Origin of the sequence: Brevibacterium moorei (assembly GCF_024580735.1) — a bacterium.
GTDB classification, from domain to species: Bacteria; Actinomycetota; Actinomycetes; order Actinomycetales; family Brevibacteriaceae; genus Brevibacterium; species Brevibacterium moorei.
Genome location: NZ_JANIJX010000011.1, coordinates 53,084 through 74,956, shown reverse-complemented (window position 1 = coordinate 74,956; position 21,873 = coordinate 53,084). Strand labels below are relative to the sequence as shown.

Below are 21,873 nucleotides of genomic sequence, written 5' to 3'. Positions count from 1 at the left end.
CGCAACTGTAGCGAACCCGGCGTATCCTGTGGCGCATGAGCGATGAAGCCCGTATCCATGCCCACTCCTTCGTCTACGCCCTCGACTGCCCCGATGCCGCCGCGCTGGCCCAGTTCTACGCCGGACTGTTGGGCTGGGAGGTCGACGCCGGCGACGAGGACTACCCCGCGTGGGTGTCCGTGCTCCCGCCCACCGGTCACGCGGCCATGTTCTCGATCGGCTGCCAGCAGATCCCGGACTACCAGCGCCCCACCTGGCCCTCCGGCCCCATCCCGCAGCAGGCGCATCTGGACTTCTACGTCCCCTCCGTGGCCGAGGCCGTGCCCCGCGCCGTGGCCGCCGGCGCCGTGCCCCATGAGTTCCAGCCCAGCAGGGACGGTCAATTCGTCGTCCTGCTCGACCCAGCCGGCCATCCCTTCTGCCTGTGCGAGGAGTGACGAGCGGATTAATCCATCGGCCTCAGCCGACCTCGCGCTGGATCCGGTTCAAAATCATGTCCATCGCCACCAGGTTGTAGCCGCCGTCGGGGATGATGAGGTCCGCCTTGCGCTTGGAGGGCTCCACATAGAGTTCGTGCATCGGTTTGACGGTCTCCAGGTACTGTTTCTCCACCGACTTCAGGGACCGGCCACGTTCGACCACATCACGCTTGATCCGGCGCATGATGCGGACATCGGCGTCCGTGTCGACGAACAGTTTGATGTCCAGCTGCCGGCAGATCTCCGGTTCGGCGAAGATCAGGATGCCCTCGACGATGAGCACCCTGGCCGGTTCGACGAACACCGTCTTATCCGAGCGGTTGTGCTGGGCGAAGTCGTAGACGGGGCAGTCCACCGCTATGCCGTCCTTCAGCGCGCACAGGTGTTCGACGAACAGGTCGTTGTCGAAGGCCTCCGGTGCGTCGTAGTTGACCAGCGCCCGCTGGTCCATCGGCACGCCGTCCTGCCGTTTGTAGTAATTGTCGTGGTAGAGCACGGCGGGCGAACCCCCGCACTTGTCCACCAGCGCATTCGTCAATGTGGTCTTCCCACTCCCGGTGCCGCCGGCCACACCCACCACAAGAGTCTTCATAGGAGTCAATTCTATGAGTTCCCGCGCCTGGACCCTCCAAAGGTCCGCCGATTCAACCAAAAAACCTTGACACGTACTCTTGTGCCAAGGTAGTGACATAGGCCATAATTGATGGTGAAACCAACACGTAGATCTGGGACAGCGTTGTGCCCACGGATACTCACCGATGGGACGGTAACGCGATGAGACTCGAATCGGAGGACTGGCCGGGCAACCCGGAGCTCGCCTGGCTGATGGCCGCCCAGGACGTGGACTCCGCGCAGAACGACGCGCTGGCTTCCTGCACCCGCCCAGGCACGGCCTCGGCCCGGTGCAACGGCACGGACTGTGGGGACACGGCCACCGCCACCCTGCACGGTCCGGGCCTGCCGGAACCGGCCGAACTGACCCACGACGACCTCGAAGAACCGCTGGTACTGCGCCGCCTGGCCCGCGCGGCCTCCCTGCCCCTGTTGAACGGACTGGTCCGCGTGGCCACTTCCGGGCCCCGCGAACGCCGGCTGCAGGCGGCGCGTTCGGGAATCCTGTGCAGCGTCCACCCCAGCGATCTGGGCATCGGCGATGCGGACGGCTACTACACGCGCAGCACCCACGTGCTCATCGCCACGGACATCCCGGTCCCGCGCGCGCTGCGACTACTGGCCGCCTTCGACCGCTGGATCGGTGGAATGGACGCCGATGCCCGCGTCTACGCCAGCTCGGTGTGGAACTGGTCGGGGCCCGGCACCCTGGCCTACGGCTCACAGGAGATCTTCGGCCCGGAGGCCGCCGGTGCCTTCCTGGTCAGCGGTTCACTCGAATCCTCCTGGGCCTCGCTGGCACTGGACGCACAGACCGACCCGATGGATGCGCCCTTCCGCCGGGGGCCGGTGATCGGACTGCGGGAACGCCCGAGCAAGTAGTCCATATTTCGGTCCGTACCCCCTCCATGCCCTATACTGGTTCTCCAGTGATGTGCTTCACAGCGTTGTGATAGGAGGTCGCAGGCCCTTGCATCTGAATACCGGCACCCACGCCACCATCGCCGCGGGCAACCCGCGGACTGCCTCTAACGCGGTCGGCCGCCGCTCGTTGAAATCTTCGGCCTGGCTGGCCGATGCCCGCCGCTTCGAGGACCCGAGCAGGTTCATGCGCGAATCCCGCAATGCCCATGCCCAGGCGTTCAGCGGCCGCGACCAGTCCCTCATCGACTCCGAGGTAATGGCCGCCTGGCAGCGCTCCACCGCCGCGGGGCTGACCCCCGATCTATGCCAGCCCGAACATGTGCTGGCCGCGGGCGAACTCCACGACCGCCGGCTTGAACACCCCCTGGCCGCCGTGGCCAAGGACATCGTCGGCGCCCTGGCCGACGAATCCGCTGCCGGCCGCCACCTGGTGATCCTGACCGACGCCGCAGGCCAGGTGCTGTGGCGTGCCGGTAGCCCATGGGCCCTGCGCCGCGGCGACAGAGTCGCCCTGGCCGAGGGCGCCGACTGGTCGGAATCCGGCTTCGGCACGAATGCGATCAGCCAGGTGGTCGTGATGAACGAGGCCGTGAACATGATGTCGGGCGAACACTATGTACGGGCCCTGCACGAATGGTTCTGCACCGCCTCACCGCTGCGCGACGACCAGGGCAGGCTGCTCGGAGTGCTCGACATCTCGATCCCCACGCGCTTCGCCTCCAATGAGCTGCGCACCCTGGTCAAGAGCGGCGTGCGCCTGGCCGAAACCCTGCTCAACCTGCGCGTCGAGCAGGTGGGCACTCCGGCCAGCCGGAACGATTTCGTCAGCACCGCGGTCGCCGTCTCACCACCGACCGCACCCGGCGGCGGTCCGCACGTCGGTGCTGCGCCAGGGGACACCGACACCGCGTCCAACACCGCTGAGTCGCACAGTGGGATCGGACTGATCCGGCTGCTGAGCTACAAGCCCGAGGTCGTCTGCTGCGATGGCACGCGCATCCCACTGACGCGCCGGCGGGCGGAGCTGCTGGCGCTGCTGGCCAGCCGCGAGGCGTGGACCGCGCAGGCCCTGGCCCATGCTCTCTATGGCGAATCGGGGTCGCCCACCACTGTGCGCGGCGAGGTCCGGCGACTCAAACAATCCACAGGCCTGGACATCGATTCGAACCCATATGCGCTCAGCGATGAGCACCGCCAGGTGGTCGATTTCCTGCGCCCCGGTGCGGAACTCGAGCGACTCCTGCCCGATTCCGAGGTCGAGGCGATCGCCGACCTGCGCTGGGGGTGAGCACCGAGAGTTCGCCCCTCGGCAGGTCGGGCGCAACCCCTCATTCACGCAGTCCTGAGTGAATGAGGGGGTGACTCACAGAGAACCTACAGACGCACAGCCCACCCGCCCGACTACGACCCGCCGACGCCTGGGCGCCGCCCTGGCCGCCGCAGCGCTGCTCGCCACCCCGGCGTTCTCCCCCACTCTCCTGGCCGTTCCGGCACAGGCTGCCGGGACCTCGGCCACGGCGCCGGCGGCCACAAAGGCCCAGGACCTGGTGCTGCAGAACGGCTCCACCGACTCCCAGCGACTGCTGTCCTGGCAAACGGACGATCCGGCCGAACTCGGAGTGCGCTGGGCCAAGAAGGCGGATCTGGTCGACGGGAGGCTGCCGGAGTCCGCGCAGACGGCGCAACAGACGGAACAGGGCGAGGCGGTCGACGGCCGCCACTTCCACCGGGCAACCATGGACGGGCTGGACGCGGACGCGCAATACTCCTATCAGGTGGGCAGCGATGAGGCCGGCTGGTCCGATGTCCACTCCTTCGGCACCTCGGTCACCGGTGACTTCAATGTCTACGGCGATCCGCAGATCGGTTCGAGTGGCGATGTCGACTCCGACGCCACCGGCTGGAAGCGGACCCTGCAGGCCTCCCTGCGGACGAACCCCGAGGCCTCCTTCCTCTACACCCTGGGCGACCAGGTGGAGCACAAGGACAACCAGGAGGAGTTCGCGGCCTACCTGGCGCCCGAGCAGAGCCGCACGCTGCCCCAGGCCACGACCCTGGGCAACCACGAGGCCGGGTCGAAGGCCTACAGCGACCACTTCAACCGCCCGAACGTCAGCGCCGACCACGGCCAGAACGTTAAGGGCACCGGCGGTGACTACTGGTTCATCAGCAATGACGTCCTGTTCGTGAACTTCAACGCCAACGCCAGTTCGGAAGACGATATCGCCGAGCACAAGGACTTCCTCGATAAGGTCGTGAAACAGCAGGGCGACAAGGCCCGCTGGACGGCGGTGGTGTTCCACAAGGCCCCCTATTCGACGGCCAATCACCTCGACGATGACGATGTGATGCGCTTCCGCGCTGCCTTCCCCGCGGCCTTCTCCGCCAACGACGTGGACCTCGTGCTCGGTGGGCACGACCACGTCTACTCGCGCACCCACCTGCTCAACGGCTCAGGCTCACCGGCGGACGAGGCCGCGGATGGCGAGTCGATCGTGGACAAGCGGCCGGACGCCTCGGCTCCGGTGGAATTGGACAAGGACTCGGGCGAATCGCTGTATTACACGCTGACCTCCAGCTCTGGGTCGAAGTTCTACGATATGTACACCGATGAGCAGATGGACGAGGCGGGCTTCCCGCGGGACAATATCGCTGCCGCCGAGCAGACCCGCACACCCGGCTACCTCAACGTCAAGGCGACGTGCGAGGCCCTGACCCTGACCTCGCGCTCGGTCGATGCGGCGGGTGCGGACTCGGTCGTGGAAACCGTGAAGCTGGCCAAGGACGCGGGCGACTGCCAGGGCGGGGAGCCCAGTGAGGAGCCCACTGCCGAGCCCAGCGAGGTACCCAGCACCGAGCCCAGCACTGCACCCGCGGAAACCCCGAGCGCACAGCCGGGTCAGACCTCGACCCCGGAGCAGCCTACGGGCGAGCCGGGAGCCGGAGCCGGCGGCGGCGATGCCAACGGCGGCGCGGGCACGGATCCCGGTGCAGGCGGTGCCCCCGGGGCCGGGTCGCTGCCGCGCACGGGTGTGCAGATCGGCACTGCCCTGGGAATCGCCGGCCTGCTGGTGGCCGGCGGCGGACTGGCCCTGGTGTTGGCCCGCAAGCGCCGCGGCTGACCGCGCGCTGCAGCGGGGGCCGGACTGAGTAGCCTGGAAGCATGACAGACACGACTGAGTTCTGGCCCCTGCATGTGGGCAGCCAGACCATCGACATCCCCCTGGTGAAGATCGATGACGAGCTGACCATCGCCCTGCTGATGACCATCGATGCCGGGGTGGCGTTCAACGAGACCGCCGGCCGCGAGCTGGCCGACAAGCTGCGGGACTTCGAACCCGAGATCATCGTCTCGGCCGCCACCCTGGGCATTCCCGTGGCCATCGAGGTCTCGCGCGCGCTGGGCCTCGACCAGTACCTCATCCTGCAGAAGACCCGCAAGCACCATCTGCGCGACAGCCCCAGCGTGGAGCTGACGTCGATCACCTCGGCGAACACCCAGAGCCTGATGCTCGACAAGCGGCGCGTCCCGGCGGTGGCCGGGCGCCGTGTGGTGTTCGTCGACGACGTCATCTCCACCGGCGGTTCCACCAACGCCGCACTGCGCCTGCTCGACCAGGTGGGGGCGAACGTCGTGGGGATCGGCGCCTTCGCACTCGAGGGCGATGCGTGGAAGACGGCCCTGGGCGAACGCGCGGGCCTGGTACGCGCTCTGGGGCAGATCCCCAGCTTCACCTCGGTCGAACAGGCCGTGGCCCAGCGGGATTCCGCGGACCGCTGAGCCCGTCTCAGGCCGCCCGGCGCCGCTCCAGCAGGGGGCGCACCCCGAAGTTGATTAGCGGGTGCAGCACGAGCAGCATGATGGTCGAGACCATCATGGGGCTGGTCAGGATGCTCGACACCGACTCCGGCAGCCCCTCGGCAACCCCCGCGGGGATCGCCTGCAGCCCGACGGGCACGGTGAAGCACAGTGCGGCGACCAGCAGGTTCAGGTTGTCCCACTTCACCACGGCCAGCTGCTGCACCCCGGAGAAGGCGATGATGCCGAAGAGCACCGTCGCCGCCCCGTACATCGCCGGCGTCGGCAGACTGGCGAGGAACAGGGCGACCGGCGGCAGGAAGGACACGACGATCGCGATGACGCCCGCGGTCGCCGTGACGACGCGGCTGGCGATACCGGTCACACGCAGCACGCCGACGTTCTCGGGGTAGGACGTCGTGCCGATGCCGCCGAACAGACCGCCGATCGACGAGCCGATGAACTCCACGAACAGGCCGCGATTGGCCCGGTCGACATCGATCCTCTCCCCGCCGATCCGGCCCAGCAGGCTGTAGACGCCCATCGACTCCGAGGCGGCCTGCAGGAAGCCGACCATCATCAGCGGCACCAGCGCCCACTCCAGCTTGAATCCGAACGGCAGCAGGTGCGGCGGGCCGAGAACCAGCGTGCCGGACAGATCGGGCAGCTGCCAGACGCCGAGCACCGCGGCGACGATCGCGCCGACGGCGATCCCCCACAGGACGGCGGCGGTCTTGATGATGGTCTTGCCACCGAAGATCATGCACAGGGCCACGACCACGATCGTCACGATCCCCGTTGCCAGCGCCGCTCCCAACGGCATGCCGGCCGAATCCGTGAACCAGCCGCCCACGCCGATCTGCGCCAGCTGCGCACCCAGCACCAGGAACATCGTGCCGAATACCAGCGGATTGCCGACGAATTGGGCGATGTGCCCGTAGAGTCCCAGGCGTTTGAGTGGGAAGGCCAGCACAGCCGACAGCAGGCCGGCGACGACCATCGATCCGAAGGCCGCATCCAGCCCGAAGGCCGAACCGCCGGCGATGAGTGCGACCAGCAGGGCCGCGGTGGGGCCCTGGACGATCGGCAGTTTGAGTACCTTGGTCGAGGACAGCAGCGTGACCAGGCCGGTCAGCAGGAAGCAGCCCTGGATCAGGAAGGAGGTCTGGACATTGTCCAAGTGCAGGCCCGCACCCAGGGAGATCGGGAAGACCCACAGTCCGTTGAGTGCGAGCAGGTGCTGTCCGCCCAGGGGAATGGCCCTGCCGATGGAGTAGTGCTGGTCGAAGCCGACGGCCAGGGGTTGGTCGGCCGTCCGCTGACCGGGTTCGTTGTCTGGATTGTTCACCGGGTTTGTCACAGTGCTGGTCACGGGGAAACCCTACACGGCCGATGTTTCCACAGGGATAATACGGGACGCCGGAGCCGATTTCCTGTATATTAAAAGTCACGAACATACGTTCGGTAAGCGTAAAGCCCGTAAGCATGACCACGGCGACGAGGCCGTGGCGACAGGAAGGTGAAGCCCCTCATGGACAACCCCCTCAAGGCGATGCCGGTGGTCCCCGACGTCGAAACCCTCGACCTGCGACCCACCGAGCGCGGCCTCGAACTGCGCGAGAAGCTGGTCGCCTTCATGCACGAATGCGTCTTCCCCGCAGAAGCCGAATACCACAAGTACCGGGCCGCGAAGGGCCCCACCGACTCCTCCGTGCCCCCGGTCGTCGAAGCGCTCAAGGACGAGGCGAAGGAACGCGGGCTGTGGAACCTGTTCCTGCCCAGCGAGTCCGGGATCGGGCAGCTGGACTACGCCTCCCTGGCCGAGATCAGCGGCTGGTCGAACGACCTGGCACCGGAGGCCATGAACTGCCAGGCACCGGATACCGGCAATATGGAACTCCTCCACATGTTCGCCACCGAGGAACAGAGCGCGCAGTGGCTCACGCCCCTGCTCGCAGGCGAGATCCGCTCCGGGTTCTCCATGACGGAGCCCGCCGTGGCATCCTCGGACGCCACGAACATCGAAACCACCATCACCCGCGAGGGCGATGAGTACGTCATCAACGGTCGCAAGTGGTTCACCTCGGGCGCTGCCGATCCGCGCTGCAAGATCCTCATCATCATGGGCAAGACCGATGTCACCGCCGAACGCCACAAGCAGCAGTCGATGATCCTGGTCCCAATGGATACCCCGGGTGTCCGCCTGGTGCGCGACGTGCCGGTGATGGGCCATTACGACCAGCACGGCCACTGCGAGATCGCCTATGAGAACGTCCGAGTGCCGGCGTCCAACCTGCTGGGCGAGGAGGGCTCCGGCTTCGCGCTGGCCCAGGCCCGGCTGGGGCCCGGGCGCATCCACCACTGCATGCGCGCCCTGGGCGCGGCCGAACGTGCCATGCAGTTGCTCATCACCCGCGCGCAGGACCGAGTGGCCTTCGGCCAGCCGCTGATCGAGCAGGGCATGGTGCAGGCAGACATCGCCGAGGCCCGGATCGCCATCAATCAGGCCCGCCTGCTGTGCCAGTACGCCGCCAAGACGATCGACGTGCACGGGAACAAGGCCGCGGCCTCGCTGATCTCGGCCGCGAAGGTCGCCGTGCCGCGCGCGGCGCTCAAGGTCATCGACCGCGCCATCCAGATCCACGGTGGTGCCGGCGTCACCGATGACACGCCGCTGGCCTCGATGTACGGCTGGCAGCGCGCCATGCGGATCTTCGACGGCCCCGACGAGGTCCACCTGCGCACGATCGCCCGCCGCGAGGCCCGGGCGGTCGCAGCCACCCGCGGCTGAGGCCCCGGGCCCCGGGGCGGTATCCCCGGAGCCCGTGTCCCGCAGCGTGGGCTAGAGGTTGTTCAGCAGATCATCGGAATCATTGAGCCAGGCGTCCTTCGTGGGCGCCTGGCTCGTTTTCCCCTGCGCCCCTGGCCCGCCCCGGCGCGGCGCCAGGGCCCCCAGCTCGGCGAGCAGCTCGGCCTCGGCGTCCTGCAGCCGGACCACGCGTTCGGCCACATCGTCGTCCGCCGGCACCCCGCGGCGCTTGACCATCTGCGCGATATGGCCCAGTAACGAGGTGTCGTCGTCGGCCAGCCGCGCCCGGCCGGCCTGGATCTGCCCGCGCACCACCTCGAGCTTCCAGCGCAGCAGGGTGAAGCGTTCGCGCGCTGCCAGGTCCATCGCCTCCCACACCTGGGAGGTCACGGTGTCCTTGCCGCCGAACAGCGACACGGGTTGGCAGGCGAAGACGATGTCCCCGGCCCGGTCGACCAACAGGGCGCCGCGCCTGTCGCCGGAGCCGGTGTCGTCGACGGCGTCGATGAAACTCGTGTACTCGAACATGCCACCATTGTGCCGCACCGGCCCGAGCCGGTCCGCTGCGCCGACGTGGCTAGGGGCGGATCCGGGCCAGTTCCCGCCCTGGCTGCACCTCGTCCCCGGCGCCGAGGTCGGCCAGAGAGACCGTCCCGCTCGCCGGGGCTGCCACCTGGCACTCCATCTTCATGGCCTCGACCACCGCGATCTCATCGCCGGCGGCGACCTGCGCGCCATCGGCCACGCTGAAGCGCACGAGGGTGCCGGCGAATCCACAGGTCACGGGCGTTCCATCGGCCGGGGCGGCCGAGTGCGGAGCGGGGCTCGGGGCTTCCGGGGCCGAGGCGGCGGCCGGCCCTGCGAGCAGCTCGGCGGGAACCCGCACACGGTGGGCCCGGCCGTCGATTTCCACGGTGAAGGCGCGGAGGTCGGGATAGCTTTCGGGGGCCTCGGCGGCATATGCACCGCCGGCGGGCCCCGCAGCAGAACCCGCGGTACCCGGCCGGTACTCCTCCTCGATCCAGCCGGTGTGCACGGGGCCCGAGGCGAAGTCGGGTGCGCGCACGATGTCGCGGTGGAAGGGCAGAACGGTGCGCACGCCCTCGATCACGATCTCGTCCAGGGCGGCCCGCGCGCGGCGCAGCGCCACCGCACGACTCGGACCCCAGACGATCAGCTTGGCCAGCAGCGAATCGTAGGAACTCGGCACCACGGTGCCCGTGCACACGCCCGCGTCCACCCGCACGCCCGGCCCCGTCGGCGCCTCGAACCGGGTCACCGTCCCGGGTGCGGGGACGAAGCCGTGATCCACGTCCTCGGCGTTGATGCGGAACTCGAATGCGTGGCCGCGGGCGCGGCCCCGCTCCGCCTGCGCCTCGGCGGCCAGGACCTCCGGTGAGAGTTCCAAGCCGGCCGCGATCCGGAACTGTTCGGCCACAATGTCGACCCTGGTGACGGCCTCGGTCACGGGATGTTCGACCTGCACGCGGGTGTTGACCTCGAGGAAGGACACGGTGCCGTCGGCGGCCACCAGGAATTCCGCCGTGCCCGCACCCGTGTAGCCCGCCCGCTCGCACAGCCGGCGCGCACCGGAGACGATCGCGTGTTCCTGCTTGGCGCTCAGGCCCGGTGCCGGGGCCTCCTCGACCAGTTTCTGATTGCGCCGCTGCAGGGAGCAGTCGCGGGTGCCGATGACGGCGACCCGCCCGTGGGCATCCGCCAGGATCTGGGCCTCGACGTGGCGGGGCCGGACCAGGAACTTCTCCACGAAGCACTCGCCGCGTCCGAAGGCCGCCTGTGCCTCGCGCACCGCCGAACCATAGGCCTGTTCCACCTGGTCCAGGGCGTTCACCACCTTGAGTCCGCGGCCGCCTCCGCCGTGCGCGGCCTTGATGGCGATCGGCAGGCCGTGGGCCAGCGCGAACTCGTGGGCGTCCTCCCAGCCGGCGACCGGGCCGGGGGTACCCGGCGCCAGGGGGACCCCGACCTCAGCGGCCATGGCCCGGGCCGTGACCTTGTCGCCCAGGGCCTCAATGACCGGGGCGGACGGACCGATCCACCGCAACCCGGCCGCTGTGACGGCGCGCGCGAAGTCCGCGTTCTCGGACAGGAAGCCGTAGCCGGGGTGCACGCAGTCCGCGCCGGAGCTCGTGGCGATGGCCAGCAGCGCGGACATGTTCAGGTAGGTGTCGGCCGCGCGCACCCCGGGCAGGCGGTGCGCCTCATCGGCCAGCCGCACGTGCGGGGCGTCCGCGTCGGCGTCTGAATACACCGCGATCGAGCGCAGCCCCAGATCCCTGGCAGCCCGGATGATCCGCATCGCGATCTCCCCGCGGTTGGCGATGAGCACGGCGGTCAGTGCCCTGGTGGGCGCCGAGGCGAGCGCTGCGATGTCGGGTGCTTGCGGGTCTGGCACAGTCATGGCCGTCCTTCCGGGATGGGCTGCAGGGTGTCGGGGTCGACCAGGGCGAAGTGGACCTGGGCGCCGGGCGGCACCTGGGCCGCAGGGTCGAGGTCGGCGGCGACGAGGGTGGCGATGACCGGATAGCCGCCGGTCACGGGGTGATCGGCCAGGAACACCACGGGTGCGCCGGCCGGTGGCACCTGGATGGAGCCGGCGACCATGCCCTCGCTGGCGAGTTCACCGCTGTCCGGGCGACGGCGGATTGGGCCGGCCGCGGTTGTTTCCGGGGCGGTGCCGTCTGCCTCCAGGCGCAGGCCGATCCGGTTCGACTGCTGGGTCACCCGCCAGCGGGTCCGGGCGAACCGGGCGAGTTCACCGGCGGCGAACCAGTCCGCACGCGGGCCTGCGACACAGCGCAGGACGGTGGTCTGATCGCCCGCCTCGTCTGTTCCCGCGGTTCCCCTCACGGACCCCAGAGGATCGACGGAACCCGCAACGGACAGGATCGGCCCGCAGGCCGCGCCGGACAGCGCGTTCAGTTCGGCTCCGGCCCGCACCGGCGCGGGCCCCAGGCCGGAGAGCACATCGCTGGCCGCCGAGCCCAGGGATGCGGGTGCCGCGAATCCCCCGCGCACCGCCAGATAGGACCGCAGTCCGTGGGCGGCCGCGGACAGGGTCAGCTCCTCGCCCGTCCGCAGTAGGAACGGCGAGTCCAGGGCCACCCGACGCGCCGGCGCTGCGGCGGTGCGCACCAACGATAGCTCCACCCGGGCCCCGGTGATGGCCACAACGCAGTCATCCAGGGCGCGCAGGTGCAGACCGCCGATGTTCTCGAGCACCACGGCCCCGGCAGGTCGGAGGGACCGGGCCCCGCCCGCATTGCCAACCAGGTCGTTCGCGCGCCAGGCGGCACCCCGGTCGGCCGCGCCCGAGGTAGTCACGCCCATATCCCCACGCCCGGGCCGCCCGGCGTCCTGGAACAGGGTCAGCAGTCCGGCGTCGAGGACCTCGAACACGGGATGTGCGTGGGGAACTGGATCTGCTTGGTCTGCGCCCGGTTCAACGGGCTCGACTGACGGAGGTCCAGCGTCCTCGGTGCCGGTTCCCCCTGCCACCGTTTCAATCCGCTCGGGCACGGCGCGGTAGCGCACCCGGTCTCCGGGGACGATGAGCGCGGGGCCGCCGTGGTCCCTGCCGGCTCCGGACCGTCCGGTCTCGTCCCACAGTGGGGCGTCCGTGTGCCCGATGAGCTGCCAGCCACCGGGGCTGGAGCGCGGATAAGCCGCGGAGAAGCGCCCGGCCAGGCCCACGGAACCCGGTGGCACCGCGGTGCGCGGGGAGGACCTGCGCGGAACATTCCAGACCGGACCAGCCGACCCGGAGTCCGTGAGGAAGCGCTCGGGCACGCAATAGGCGAACCCGGGTGCGAAGCCGCCGGAGGCCGCAATCCAGGTCTCGGCGGTGTGCGCGGTGATGAGCGCCTCGGATGACAGGCCCAGCAGTTCTGCGGCAGCGGCGAGGTCCGGGCCGGTGTAGACCACGTCGAGCACGACCTCGCGCGTCCTCTGCGGGCCGGCGGGGACCTCGGCTGCGGCGGGGGCTCGGACGGAGTCGGCAGAGGCCTCATCGCGCAGCCGGGCCGCCAGCAGGCCCTGGGCCCGTGCGGCGGCTCGTGCCGAGTCCAGGACGAGCAACACGGTGGCGGCAGCGGCGACCACATCGACCTGCCCGGACACGGGTGCGGCGCGCAACGCAGCGGACAGTTCCAGCACCCGCCGTAGCACGGCACTCGTTTCCCCGGAGCCGTCTGTGGCACCACCGAGATCCACCAGCAGTGCCCGGTCCCCGACCCGGCGCACCCGCCCCGCATTTTCTACCCTCAGTCCCATAACACCCCTGAAACCGGCACCGCCATAGGACTGAAAGTACAGAATGCGACGGCACTCATACGAACCTCTGCACCTGCACGCCGGCCTCCTGCAGGGACGCGACGATGCGGCGGGCCAGTTCGACCGCTCCGGGCGAGTCCCCGTGGACGCACAGGGATTCGGCCTCCATGCGCAGCGGGCTGCCGTCGCGCGCGATGATCGTCCCGGTGCGCGCCAATTCGACGACGCGGGCGGCCACAGCGTCCGGATCGGCGATCACCGCGTCCGGCTCGCTGCGGGAGACCAGTGTGCCGTCCGGGTTGTAGTTGCGGTCCGCGAAGGCCTCACCGACGGTGCGCAGGCCCGCCGCGGCCGCCCGTTCGATCGCGATCGAGCCGGGCAGCAGGAGCAGCGGCAGGTCACCGCCGAAGGCCTTGACCCCGTCGACCACGGCCTGGGCCTGCACCGGATCGTGCACGATGCGGTTGTACAGCGCACCGTGTGGTTTGACGTAGGCAACGCGGGTTCCGGCGGACCGGGCCAGGGCTTCCAGGGCACCGATCTGGTAGAGAACCTCGTCGGCCAGTTCCGCCGGGGCGTAGTCGATGAAGCGGCGACCGAAGCCGGCCTGATCGTGATAGCCCACATGCGCTCCCACGCTGACATTCCGGGCGACGGCCGCGCGCAGGGTCGCGGCGATCCCGTGCGGGTCCCCGGCGTGAAAGCCGCAGGCGACGTTCGCGGAGCTGACCACCCGGATGATCGCGGCGTCGTCACTGACGGGATTGCCCGCGGTGGTCTCGCCCAGATCGGAGTTCACATCGATGCTGACCATGGCGCCAGCCTACCGGGGTGGTGGCCTCAGAGCCCGGACGGACTCTGAGGCCACTCGGTTACTTCCCCAGGGCCTCCTTGGCCGAGGCGATGAAGCGATCGAGCAGCTCGTTCAGGATCGGCCGCGGCAGACCCTGATTCAGGCGCACGTGCTTGGCACCCACTGCACCGCACAGTTCCCCGTCCGTGAAGGCGATGCCGGCGTGTTCCAGGAAGTACTCCTGCACATTGCCATCGATCCCCAGCGCCGAGCAGTCGATCCAGCCCAGGTAGGTGCCGGAGGGCTTGATGTAGACGACCTCCGGCAGCTCCTCGGACAGACGCTGGGCGATGAGGTCACGGTTGCCCTGCAGATAGTCCTTCGTGCCCGCCAACCAGTCCAGGCCCTTGGTGTAGGCGGCGGTGCCTGCCATAATGCCCGGATTCGAGGCCCCGTGGGAGGTGAACACGCACTTCTTCTGCCACAGCGCCAGGTCCTCGTCATTGGAGAACAGGATCTGCGCGCACTTCAGGCCCGGGGTGTTGAACGACTTCGAGTGGCTGGTCGCGGTGATCGTGTGCGCTGCGGTGTCCGCGTTGATCGTCGCATAGGGCACGTGCTCGGCGCCGTCATAGACAAGGGGCGCGTGGATCTCATCGGAGAACACCCGGCCGCCGTGCTTGGCGACGATCGCGGCGATCTGCTCCATCTCCTCGCGGGTGTAGACCTTGCCGATCGGATTGTGCGGATTGCACATGATGAGCACACCGCCGGACGTCCCATCGGGACCGCCGGTCGCCATCGCCGCATCCAGGGCCGCGAAGTCGAAGTCCCAGCGGTCGGCCGCGTCATTGCGGTGCAGCGGGACCTCGACGATTTCCCGGTCGTGCATCCCCGGCAGGGTCATGAAGGGCATATAGGCAGGGGTGGGCAGGATGACCTTCCCGCCGGCGGGCGCGAACACGTCGAGAACGGCCCCCAGGCCGGAGAGCACATCGGAGATCGTGTCCACATGGTCGGCCGCGATGTTCCAGCCGTAGCGCTGGGCGTAGAATCCGGCGGTCGCCTCGCGCAGGGCGGTGACGATGTCCGCCGGCGGGTAGCCGTAGAGGTCGCGGGCGTCGAGGTCTTTGAGGACCTGGCGGATGGGCTCGGCCACGCCGTAGTCCATTTCCGCGACGAAGGCGCCGATCTTGCCGGGATACGTGCTCCACTTGGTGGAGGCCTTCTCCTCCAGGCTGGCGCGGGTGATGGAATCGTATGCAGCGGTTGTATCCGCCATGTGCGGGTTCTCCTTGGTGCTTGTCGTGTCGTGTATCACTGTCATTGTGTCAGCCGCCCCCATCAGCCGAGCATGCGCATCGCATAGCGGACGAAGAACTCGACACCCAGGGGCAGGACATCCTCGTCGATGTCGAATTTGGCGTGGTGATGGTAGAACTGTTCGACGCCCTCGCGTTCCACACCCAGGTGGGCCAGGAAGCCCGGGAACTCGTGGACGAACAGCGAATAGTTCTCCGAGGCGAGGATATGGGGAGCCTGAACGCCCACCAACCGGTCGCCCATCTCGTCGAGCACGTCCACCGCCTCGTCGACACAGGCCTCCGTATTGACCACGGCCAGACCGCTGCGCAGGAAGTCCAGGTCGACCTCCACGTCCCAGGCGGCCGCCGTGTGTTCGACGACTCGCTTGATCCCGGCCAGCAGGTTCTCCCGGACCTGCGGGTCGAAGTGCCGGATCGCACCCTGGATGAAGGCGGTATCGGGGAACACATTGCCGGCTGTGCCGGCCGTGATCTGCCCGATGTGCAGCACTCCGGAATCCAGTGGGGAGACCACGTTCGACGGCAGAGCGGACAGCTCCAGGACCATCTGGCATGCGGGCTTGATCGGGTCCTTGGCCAGGTCGGGGCGCGATCCGTGCCCGCCCACCCCGTGCACCGTGATCGTGAAGCCGTCCGCCCCTGCCATCACCGGCCCCGGTTTGAGCGATACGGTGCCCGAGGCGACATCGGCCCACAGGTGGTAGCCGATCGCCTCGGTCACCCCGCCCTGCTCCTTCAGATAGTCGATGATCGGCTGAGCACCCCGGCCGATCTCCTCGGCCGTCTGGAAGCACAGGTAGACGGCTCCGTGCAGTTGGGATTCCGCTGCCTTGAGCAGTTTCGCCTCGCCCAACAACATGGTGACGTGGCCGTCGTGGCCACAGGCGTGCATATGCCCATTGGTCGCGGCGAACGGCAGGCCAGTCTCCTCGACCACCGGCAGGCCATCCATATCCGCGCGGATCGCCAGGTTCTTCTCGCCGCGCTGCCCGATCCGGCCGACCAGCGAACCCTCGCCCACCTCGACCACGGGGATGTCGAGCTCGGCCAGGATTTCCTTGATCCGCGCAGGCGTCCATACTTCCTCCAGGCCCCGTTCAGGGTGCTGATGGAACTCCCGGCGCCAGGCCACCAGCTGCGGGGTGATCTCCTGGGTCGCGGCCAATACATCCATGTTCATACTCCTTCTTCGTGTTTCAATCGGTCATCGGGCTCAATCGGTCATAGGCCTCTACTGCCTATTCCCCTACGGGGAAGTGACACGCCACCGTGTGGCCCGCTTCCGGTGGGCCCACCGGAATGCTGGGTGGGATCACATCCGCGCAGACCTGCTGAGCCAGTGGGCAGCGGGTCCGGAACGCACAGCCCGAAGGCGGATTCACCGGGTTCGGTGGCTCCCCCTTGAGCAGGATCCGCTCCCGTTTGGCCGCCGGATCCGGGATCGGCGAGGCCGCGCGCAACGCCCGGGCATAGGGGTGGGCCGGGGCCGCGAAGAAAGCGTCGACGGGCGCCGTCTCCACGATCCGCCCCAGGTACATCACAGCGACCCGGTGGGCCATCTGGCGCACGATCGGCAGGCCGTGGGCGATGAACAGATAGGAGACGCCGATCTCCCTCTGCAGGTCCATCATGAGGTTGGCGACCTGCGCCTGCACGGACACATCCAGAGCAGACAGGGCCTCATCGGCCAGGATCAGGCTGGGATTCAGGGCGATCGCACGGGCGATCCCAACGCGCTGCCGCTGCCCGCCGGACAGGGCCCGGGGCCGTGCCGCGGCGCGGCCAACATCCAACCCGACCTTCTCGATGAGCTCGGCAACCCTGGTCTCCAGCTCCCGCCCCCGCATGTGCCCGAACACCTTGAGGGGTTCGGCAACTGCATCGCCGACCTTCTTGCGCGGATTGAGCGAGCCGTAGGGGTCCTGGAACACGATCTGCATATCGGGGCGCAGCGAGCGCAGGCGCTTCTCCGGGGTGTGCGAGATGTCCTGGCCCTTGAACTCGACGCTGCCCAGGGTGGGCTCGGTCATCCGCAGAGCCACCCGTCCCAGGGTGGACTTGCCGGAGCCCGATTCCCCCACCAGCGCGACGGTCTCCCCTTTGTACACGTCCAGCGAGGCGTCGTTGACCGCGTACAACTGAGCCGGCTTGGAAAACGGCTTGGCCGGGTCCTTGAGTTCGAAGATCTTCGAGACGTTCTTCACCCGCAGCACGGGTTCGCCGCTGACCCCGCCGTCCGTTTCACGTGAAACGGCATCCGCCGGGACCCGGCCGCCGCTTGCTTCCGCTGTCGTCGTCATGGTCGGTCCTTTCAGCGTGCACCGGCCGCGGCCGGCTCCAGGTTCAGCGGGTTGAAGCAGGAAGCGTAACCGGAGCCCATCCGCCGGCGCTCGGGGACCTCGGCCGCGCATTCGTCCGTGGCGAACGGGCAGCGCGGGTGGAAGGAGCAACCCGTCGGCAGGTTCGAGGGATCGGGGACCGAACCCTCGATCGCCGGCAGCCGCTCCGGCTTCTCGCCGGTCAGCGGCGGAATGCACGACAACAGGCCCGAGGTGTAGGGGTGGTGGGCTGCCGTGAAGACCTCGGACGGCGCCGCGTCCTCGACCACGCGGCCGGCGTACATGACGACCACTCGGTCGGCCAGTTCCGCGGCTACGCCCATATCGTGGGTGACCAGCAGCACTGACATGTCCGTCTCGTCCCGCAGCTCCTCGATCAGGCTGAGGATCTGCGCCTGGATCGTCACGTCCAGGGCGGTAGTCGGTTCGTCCGCGATGAGGAGTTTCGGTTTGGCGGCCAGCGCCTGGGCGATCATCACGCGCTGGCACATACCGCCGGACAGTTGATGCGGATAGCTGCGCAGCACGCGCGGGCCGTCGTGGATGCCGACCTTGGCCAGCAGTTCCACCAGCTGCTCCCTATCGGCCCTCTTCGACTTGCGCGGGCCCAGGCGGCGCAGGGCCTCGGTCAGCTGGGTCTCGATGGTGAAGACCGGGTCCAGGGAACTCAGCGGTTCCTGGAAGACCATCGCGATGTCCCTCCCCCGCAGGCCTGCGCTGGTCTTGCCGCCGGCGGCGATCTCCGCTCCGTCGAACACGATCGACCCGTCGACCCGGATGTCATCGTCCTGTTGCAACAGGCCCATGATGGTCCGCGCGGTGACGGACTTGCCGGAACCGGATTCGCCCACCAGGCAGACGATCTCACCCGGGCGGATCTGGAAAGTGGCCTCGCGGATCAACGGCAGTCGTTTGACGCCGTTGTCCAGGGTCACGCGGACATCGTCCAACTTGAGCAGCGGAGCGGATGCGGGTGCGCCGGAAGGTGCATTCATGGTCTTAGCCTTTCTCCATTGCGTCGCTGACGGAGTCGCCGATCAGGCTCACCGCGATCACGGTGATCGTCAGGGCCACGCCGGAAAAGGTGCTGATCCACCAGGCAGCGGACAGATAGGGCTGGCCCATCGCCAGCAGTTGCCCCCAGTCCGGGATGTCGGAGCGCGGGCCCAGACCCAGGAAGGACAGCGAGGCCGCGGCCACGATCGACACACCCACGGTCACCGTCGCCAGGACCACGATCGGGGCGACGGCATTGGGTAGGACGTGGCCGAAGATGATCCTCCGGTTGGAGAACCCCGATGCCCTGGCCGCCTCGATGTAGAGCTTCGAGCGCACCGCGATCGTCTGTCCGCGCATCACGCGGGCGAACTGCGGGATCGCCGCGATCCCCACCGCCAGGATCAGGTTCCCGGTGGTCGCGCCCAGGGCAGCGGTGATGATGAGGGCCATGAGCACGCCCGGGAAGGACATCAGGATATCCAGCACGCGGCCGATGACCATATCGACGACTCCGCCCACATAGCCGGCTGCCAGGCCGATGACCGTACCGATCACCAGCCCGATGGCGGTGGCCGCCAGGCCGATGATGATCGCGGTGCGCGCACCGTAGATCAGCAGCGTGAGCACGCTGCGCCCATACTGATCGGTACCCAGCAGGCCACCGGCCCCCGGTGCCAACAGGACATTGTCCGGGTCCAGGTCCAGCGGATTTCCGCGGGTCAGCAGCCCGGGGACCAACGCGGCCAGGACGACCAGGACGATCCAGGCATAGGACAGGACGAGGAATATCTTGTTGACGGAGATCTTGCCGATCCGCTTGTGTCCCTGGCCGGCGGCGGAGACCCCGACGGGTGCGGTGGGCGTTGAGATGGCCACGGTAATCCCTTTCCTTCGTGCCTCAGTTGGATGTCGCGGTCTTGACCCGCGGGTCGATGACCGCATAGGACAGGTCGACCAGGATGTTGATCAGGATGTAGATGACGGCGATGACGAGCACCACTGCCTGGATGACGGGGAAGTCACTGGATGCCACGCCCTGGACCAACATCTGGCCCAGGCCCTGCCGGGAGAACACCGCTTCCACGATGACCGCGCCGGCGACCAGGTTGCCCAGCTGCAGGCCCACGATCGTCACGGTGGGGATGATGGCGTTGCGCAGCACGTGCTTGATGACGATCGCGCCCATCGACAGGCCCTTGGCGTGCAGGGCGGTCACAAAGTTCTCCCCCAGCACGTCCACCACGGAATTGCGGACCAATCTGGCCACGGTGCCCGCTGCGGACAGCCCCAGTGCGATGGCCGGCAGCACCAGGGTGTTGAAACCATCGGAGCCCGTGGCCGGGAACCACCCCAGGCCGAAGGCGAACACGACGATGAGCAACAGTCCAACCCAGAAGGACGGCATAGACGTGTTGAGCAGGGAGATGACGCGGATGACCGAGTCCACCCACGAGCCCTTGAACATCGCGGCCAGGGAACCCAGGATGATGCCGATCAGGGCGGAGACCACTGCCGCCGACAGGGCCAGCGCCAGGGTGGGCAGAATCTGGCCGAGCAGCAGATCGGCCACCGGCAACCTGGTGGCGTAGCTCAGGCCGAGGTCACCCTTGAAGATCCCGCCGACGAATACCAGATATTGCAACCACAGGGGTTTGTCGAGGCCGAACTGCTGCCGCAGCTCCGCTTCGACCTCCGGGGTCGACTGACCGCCGGCCAACAGCACGGTGACGGGATCGCCCGCCAGAACGCGCAGGACCAGGAACAGCACCAGGGTGACGCCGATGAGCGTGGGTATCGCCGCGACCAGGCGGCGCACGGTGAGCATCAACATGATCAGTTATCTCCGTCCGCGGGTTCGACCCCATAGAAGCTGGGATATGCCTCGGCATCGAACGTCAGGCCTTTGATCCCCTTGGTCGCCACCGTGTACGTGGGCACATAGATCGGCAGCGCATATGCCCGGTCGAGCGCGTACTTCAGAATTCCCCGGTAGATCTCCGTGCGCTTGGACTCGTCCGGTTCGGTCTGTGCCGCCTGCAGCTTGTCGTCCAGGTCGTCGACCTTGGAGATGTTCATGGCGTACTTCTCCGCGGTCGGGATGTTCTCCGATCCGTACAGGGTGCTGAGCACATTGGCACTGGCATTGACCAGGCTCAGCCCGTAGATGTCGTACTTGCCCGCCTGCACATAGGCCGGCGCCTCCGCGGTCTGGATCATGCCGCTCTTGACCTCGAAGCCCACCTTTTTCGCATAGCTGTAGACGAACTGGGCCACATCCTGGCGTTTCTCCCGGTTGGGAGCGACGTCATTGGTGTGAATGGTCAGGCGCTTGCCGTCCTTGACCCGTACCCCGTCCGGCCCCGGCTTCCAGCCGGCCTCGTCCAGCAGCTTCTTGGCGCCCTCCGGATCATAGGAGATGGTTCCCTGCAGGGAATCATCGAATCCACCGGTGGTCGGGGAGATCGCCTCGATCGCCGTATCGTAGACGCCGAAGTACAGCGCCTTGTTGATACTGGGAACGTTGACCGACTTGACGAAGGCCTGCCGGACCTTCACGTCCTTGAAGAGGTCGCGCTTGGTATTCAGGTGCAGCTGATAGGGCGCCCCGGACTGGGCCTTCGCGAAGAACTCCAATGATGGATCCTGTTGCAGGGTGCCGGCATCGGTCTCCGGGATATTGCCGATCGCATCCACACCTCCGGAACGCAACGAGCCCACGCGGACCGTAGGGTCGGTGATGATCTGGAAGATCAGCTTCTTGATCTTCGGCGGCCCCGTGTGCGCGGAGGTGGGCGGGCCCCAGTTGTAATCCGGATTCGCCTTGAGGACCAGCTGGTTCTTCACTGTGTAGCTGTCGAACATGAAGGGGCCGCTGCCCACCGGATGGAAATTGAACTGATCACCGTACTTCTTCACGGCCGTCGGCGAGGTGATCGACAGGAAGGGCGAAGTCAGGTATTCGAAGAACGGGCTATAGGCGTGCTTGAAGTCCACCTCGAACTTCAGTTTGCCGTGCGTCTTGCAGGACTCATAGGGGCCCAGGAGCGAGATCGCATAGCGGGAACCGGCTTTGGGATCGGTGATCCGATCGAAGTTGTCGCAGACCGCCTGGGCGTCCAGATCAGTGCCGTCGTGGAACTTCACCCCGTCGCGCAGAGTGAAGGTGAACCGTTTACCGCCGTCCAGCTGCGCGAACTCGGTGGCCAGCCAGCCGACGATCTTCCCCTTGTCGTCCTTGGCCAACAGATTGTCATAGATCTGCCTGGCGGCCCGTGCGTCCTGCGCCTGCGGGGTGGTGTTGGGGTCCAGCCCCAGGAAGTCCGTGTCGATCGCGTAGGTGACCGTATCGGGGTCATCGGAGTCCGAACCCGCCGAACCGCAGGCGCTCAGGCCCAGGACCAGGGCCGTGAGACCGGCTGTCAGTGCGGCCAGGCGACGCATGCGGATACCCATGCATTCCTCCGTGCAGTTCTAGGAGACGTGCATCACAAGTGTGATGTG

Annotated in this window: 19 protein-coding genes; 6 read left to right on the top strand and 13 right to left on the bottom strand. The window is 67.8% G+C overall.

The window, feature by feature from the left end:
- Positions 1–35 precede the first annotated feature (35 nt).
- On the top strand, positions 36–437 hold the full coding sequence (locus NQ034_RS08975; RefSeq protein WP_257048397.1) for a VOC family protein: 402 nt from the start codon (positions 36–38) through the stop codon (positions 435–437).
- A gap of 22 nt (positions 438–459) precedes the next feature.
- On the opposite strand, the gene udk is transcribed toward NQ034_RS08975, so the two are convergent.
- Positions 460–1,071, bottom strand: coding sequence for a uridine kinase (gene udk, locus NQ034_RS08970; RefSeq protein WP_257048395.1), 612 nt, complete (start codon positions 1,069–1,071; stop codon positions 460–462).
- Between the two features lie 182 nt (positions 1,072–1,253).
- On the opposite strand from udk, the gene NQ034_RS08965 reads away from it, so the two are divergent.
- The 4 genes from NQ034_RS08965 (at position 1,254) to NQ034_RS08950 (ending at position 5,796) form a co-directional block, all read left to right on the top strand.
- Positions 1,254–1,973, top strand: coding sequence for a hypothetical protein (locus NQ034_RS08965; RefSeq protein ID WP_257048393.1), 720 nt, complete (start codon positions 1,254–1,256; stop codon positions 1,971–1,973).
- Between the two features lie 88 nt (positions 1,974–2,061).
- Entirely contained in the window at positions 2,062–3,303 is a 1,242-nt protein-coding gene (locus NQ034_RS08960; RefSeq protein ID WP_257048391.1) for a helix-turn-helix domain-containing protein, read from the top strand.
- Positions 3,304–3,373: 70 nt separating this feature from the next.
- Complete coding sequence (locus tag NQ034_RS08955; RefSeq protein WP_257048390.1) at positions 3,374–5,137, top strand: purple acid phosphatase family protein; 1,764 nt, start codon at positions 3,374–3,376, stop codon at positions 5,135–5,137.
- Positions 5,138–5,178: 41 nt separating this feature from the next.
- Complete coding sequence (locus NQ034_RS08950; RefSeq protein WP_257048388.1) at positions 5,179–5,796, top strand: phosphoribosyltransferase family protein; 618 nt, start codon at positions 5,179–5,181, stop codon at positions 5,794–5,796.
- 7 nt (positions 5,797–5,803) lie between these two features.
- Here NQ034_RS08950 and NQ034_RS08945 read toward each other — a convergent pair whose 3' ends face one another.
- Entirely contained in the window at positions 5,804–7,186 is a 1,383-nt protein-coding gene (locus NQ034_RS08945; protein WP_257048386.1) for a uracil-xanthine permease family protein, read from the bottom strand.
- A 159-nt stretch (positions 7,187–7,345) separates the two neighbouring features.
- Here NQ034_RS08945 and NQ034_RS08940 point away from each other — a divergent pair, with 159 nt between their 5' ends.
- On the top strand, positions 7,346–8,605 hold the full coding sequence (locus NQ034_RS08940) for an acyl-CoA dehydrogenase family protein (RefSeq protein ID WP_257048384.1): 1,260 nt from the start codon (positions 7,346–7,348) through the stop codon (positions 8,603–8,605).
- Between the two features lie 51 nt (positions 8,606–8,656).
- On the opposite strand, the gene NQ034_RS08935 is transcribed toward NQ034_RS08940, so the two are convergent.
- The 11 genes from NQ034_RS08935 to NQ034_RS08885 form a co-directional block, all read right to left on the bottom strand.
- The gene (locus tag NQ034_RS08935; protein WP_257048382.1) at positions 8,657–9,151 is read right to left on the bottom strand and encodes a hypothetical protein; all 495 of its coding nucleotides are present in this window, start codon (positions 9,149–9,151) and stop codon (positions 8,657–8,659) included.
- A 49-nt stretch (positions 9,152–9,200) separates the two neighbouring features.
- Positions 9,201–11,045, bottom strand: coding sequence for an acetyl/propionyl/methylcrotonyl-CoA carboxylase subunit alpha (locus NQ034_RS08930; RefSeq protein ID WP_257048380.1), 1,845 nt, complete (start codon positions 11,043–11,045; stop codon positions 9,201–9,203).
- Positions 11,042–12,916, bottom strand: a complete 1,875-nt coding sequence (locus NQ034_RS08925; RefSeq protein ID WP_257048378.1) for a 5-oxoprolinase subunit B/C family protein — start codon at positions 12,914–12,916, stop codon at positions 11,042–11,044. Before NQ034_RS08925 ends, NQ034_RS08930 begins: the two co-directional genes overlap by 4 nt.
- Before the next feature lie 55 nt (positions 12,917–12,971).
- Complete coding sequence (locus tag NQ034_RS08920) at positions 12,972–13,730, bottom strand: LamB/YcsF family protein (protein WP_257048377.1); 759 nt, start codon at positions 13,728–13,730, stop codon at positions 12,972–12,974.
- A gap of 58 nt (positions 13,731–13,788) precedes the next feature.
- The gene (locus NQ034_RS08915) at positions 13,789–14,991 is read right to left on the bottom strand and encodes a MalY/PatB family protein (protein ID WP_257048376.1); all 1,203 of its coding nucleotides are present in this window, start codon (positions 14,989–14,991) and stop codon (positions 13,789–13,791) included.
- A gap of 62 nt (positions 14,992–15,053) precedes the next feature.
- Positions 15,054–16,208 (bottom strand): M20 metallopeptidase family protein, encoded by a 1,155-nt coding sequence (locus NQ034_RS08910; protein ID WP_257048375.1) that lies wholly within the window; start codon positions 16,206–16,208, stop codon positions 15,054–15,056.
- Positions 16,209–16,272: 64 nt separating this feature from the next.
- Positions 16,273–17,334, bottom strand: coding sequence for an ABC transporter ATP-binding protein (locus tag NQ034_RS08905; protein WP_257048374.1), 1,062 nt, complete (start codon positions 17,332–17,334; stop codon positions 16,273–16,275).
- An 11-nt stretch (positions 17,335–17,345) separates the two neighbouring features.
- A complete protein-coding gene (locus tag NQ034_RS08900; protein ID WP_257048373.1) occupies positions 17,346–18,368 on the bottom strand; it encodes an ABC transporter ATP-binding protein in 1,023 nt (340 codons plus the stop codon).
- A gap of 4 nt (positions 18,369–18,372) precedes the next feature.
- The gene (locus NQ034_RS08895) at positions 18,373–19,248 is read right to left on the bottom strand and encodes an ABC transporter permease (protein ID WP_257048372.1); all 876 of its coding nucleotides are present in this window, start codon (positions 19,246–19,248) and stop codon (positions 18,373–18,375) included.
- A gap of 22 nt (positions 19,249–19,270) precedes the next feature.
- The gene (locus NQ034_RS08890; protein ID WP_257048371.1) at positions 19,271–20,203 is read right to left on the bottom strand and encodes an ABC transporter permease; all 933 of its coding nucleotides are present in this window, start codon (positions 20,201–20,203) and stop codon (positions 19,271–19,273) included.
- 2 nt (positions 20,204–20,205) lie between these two features.
- Positions 20,206–21,825 carry an ABC transporter substrate-binding protein gene (locus NQ034_RS08885; RefSeq protein WP_257048370.1) on the bottom strand — a complete coding sequence of 540 codons (1,620 nt, stop codon included), beginning with the start codon at positions 21,823–21,825 and terminating at the stop codon, positions 20,206–20,208.
- Positions 21,826–21,873: the final 48 nt, after the last annotated feature.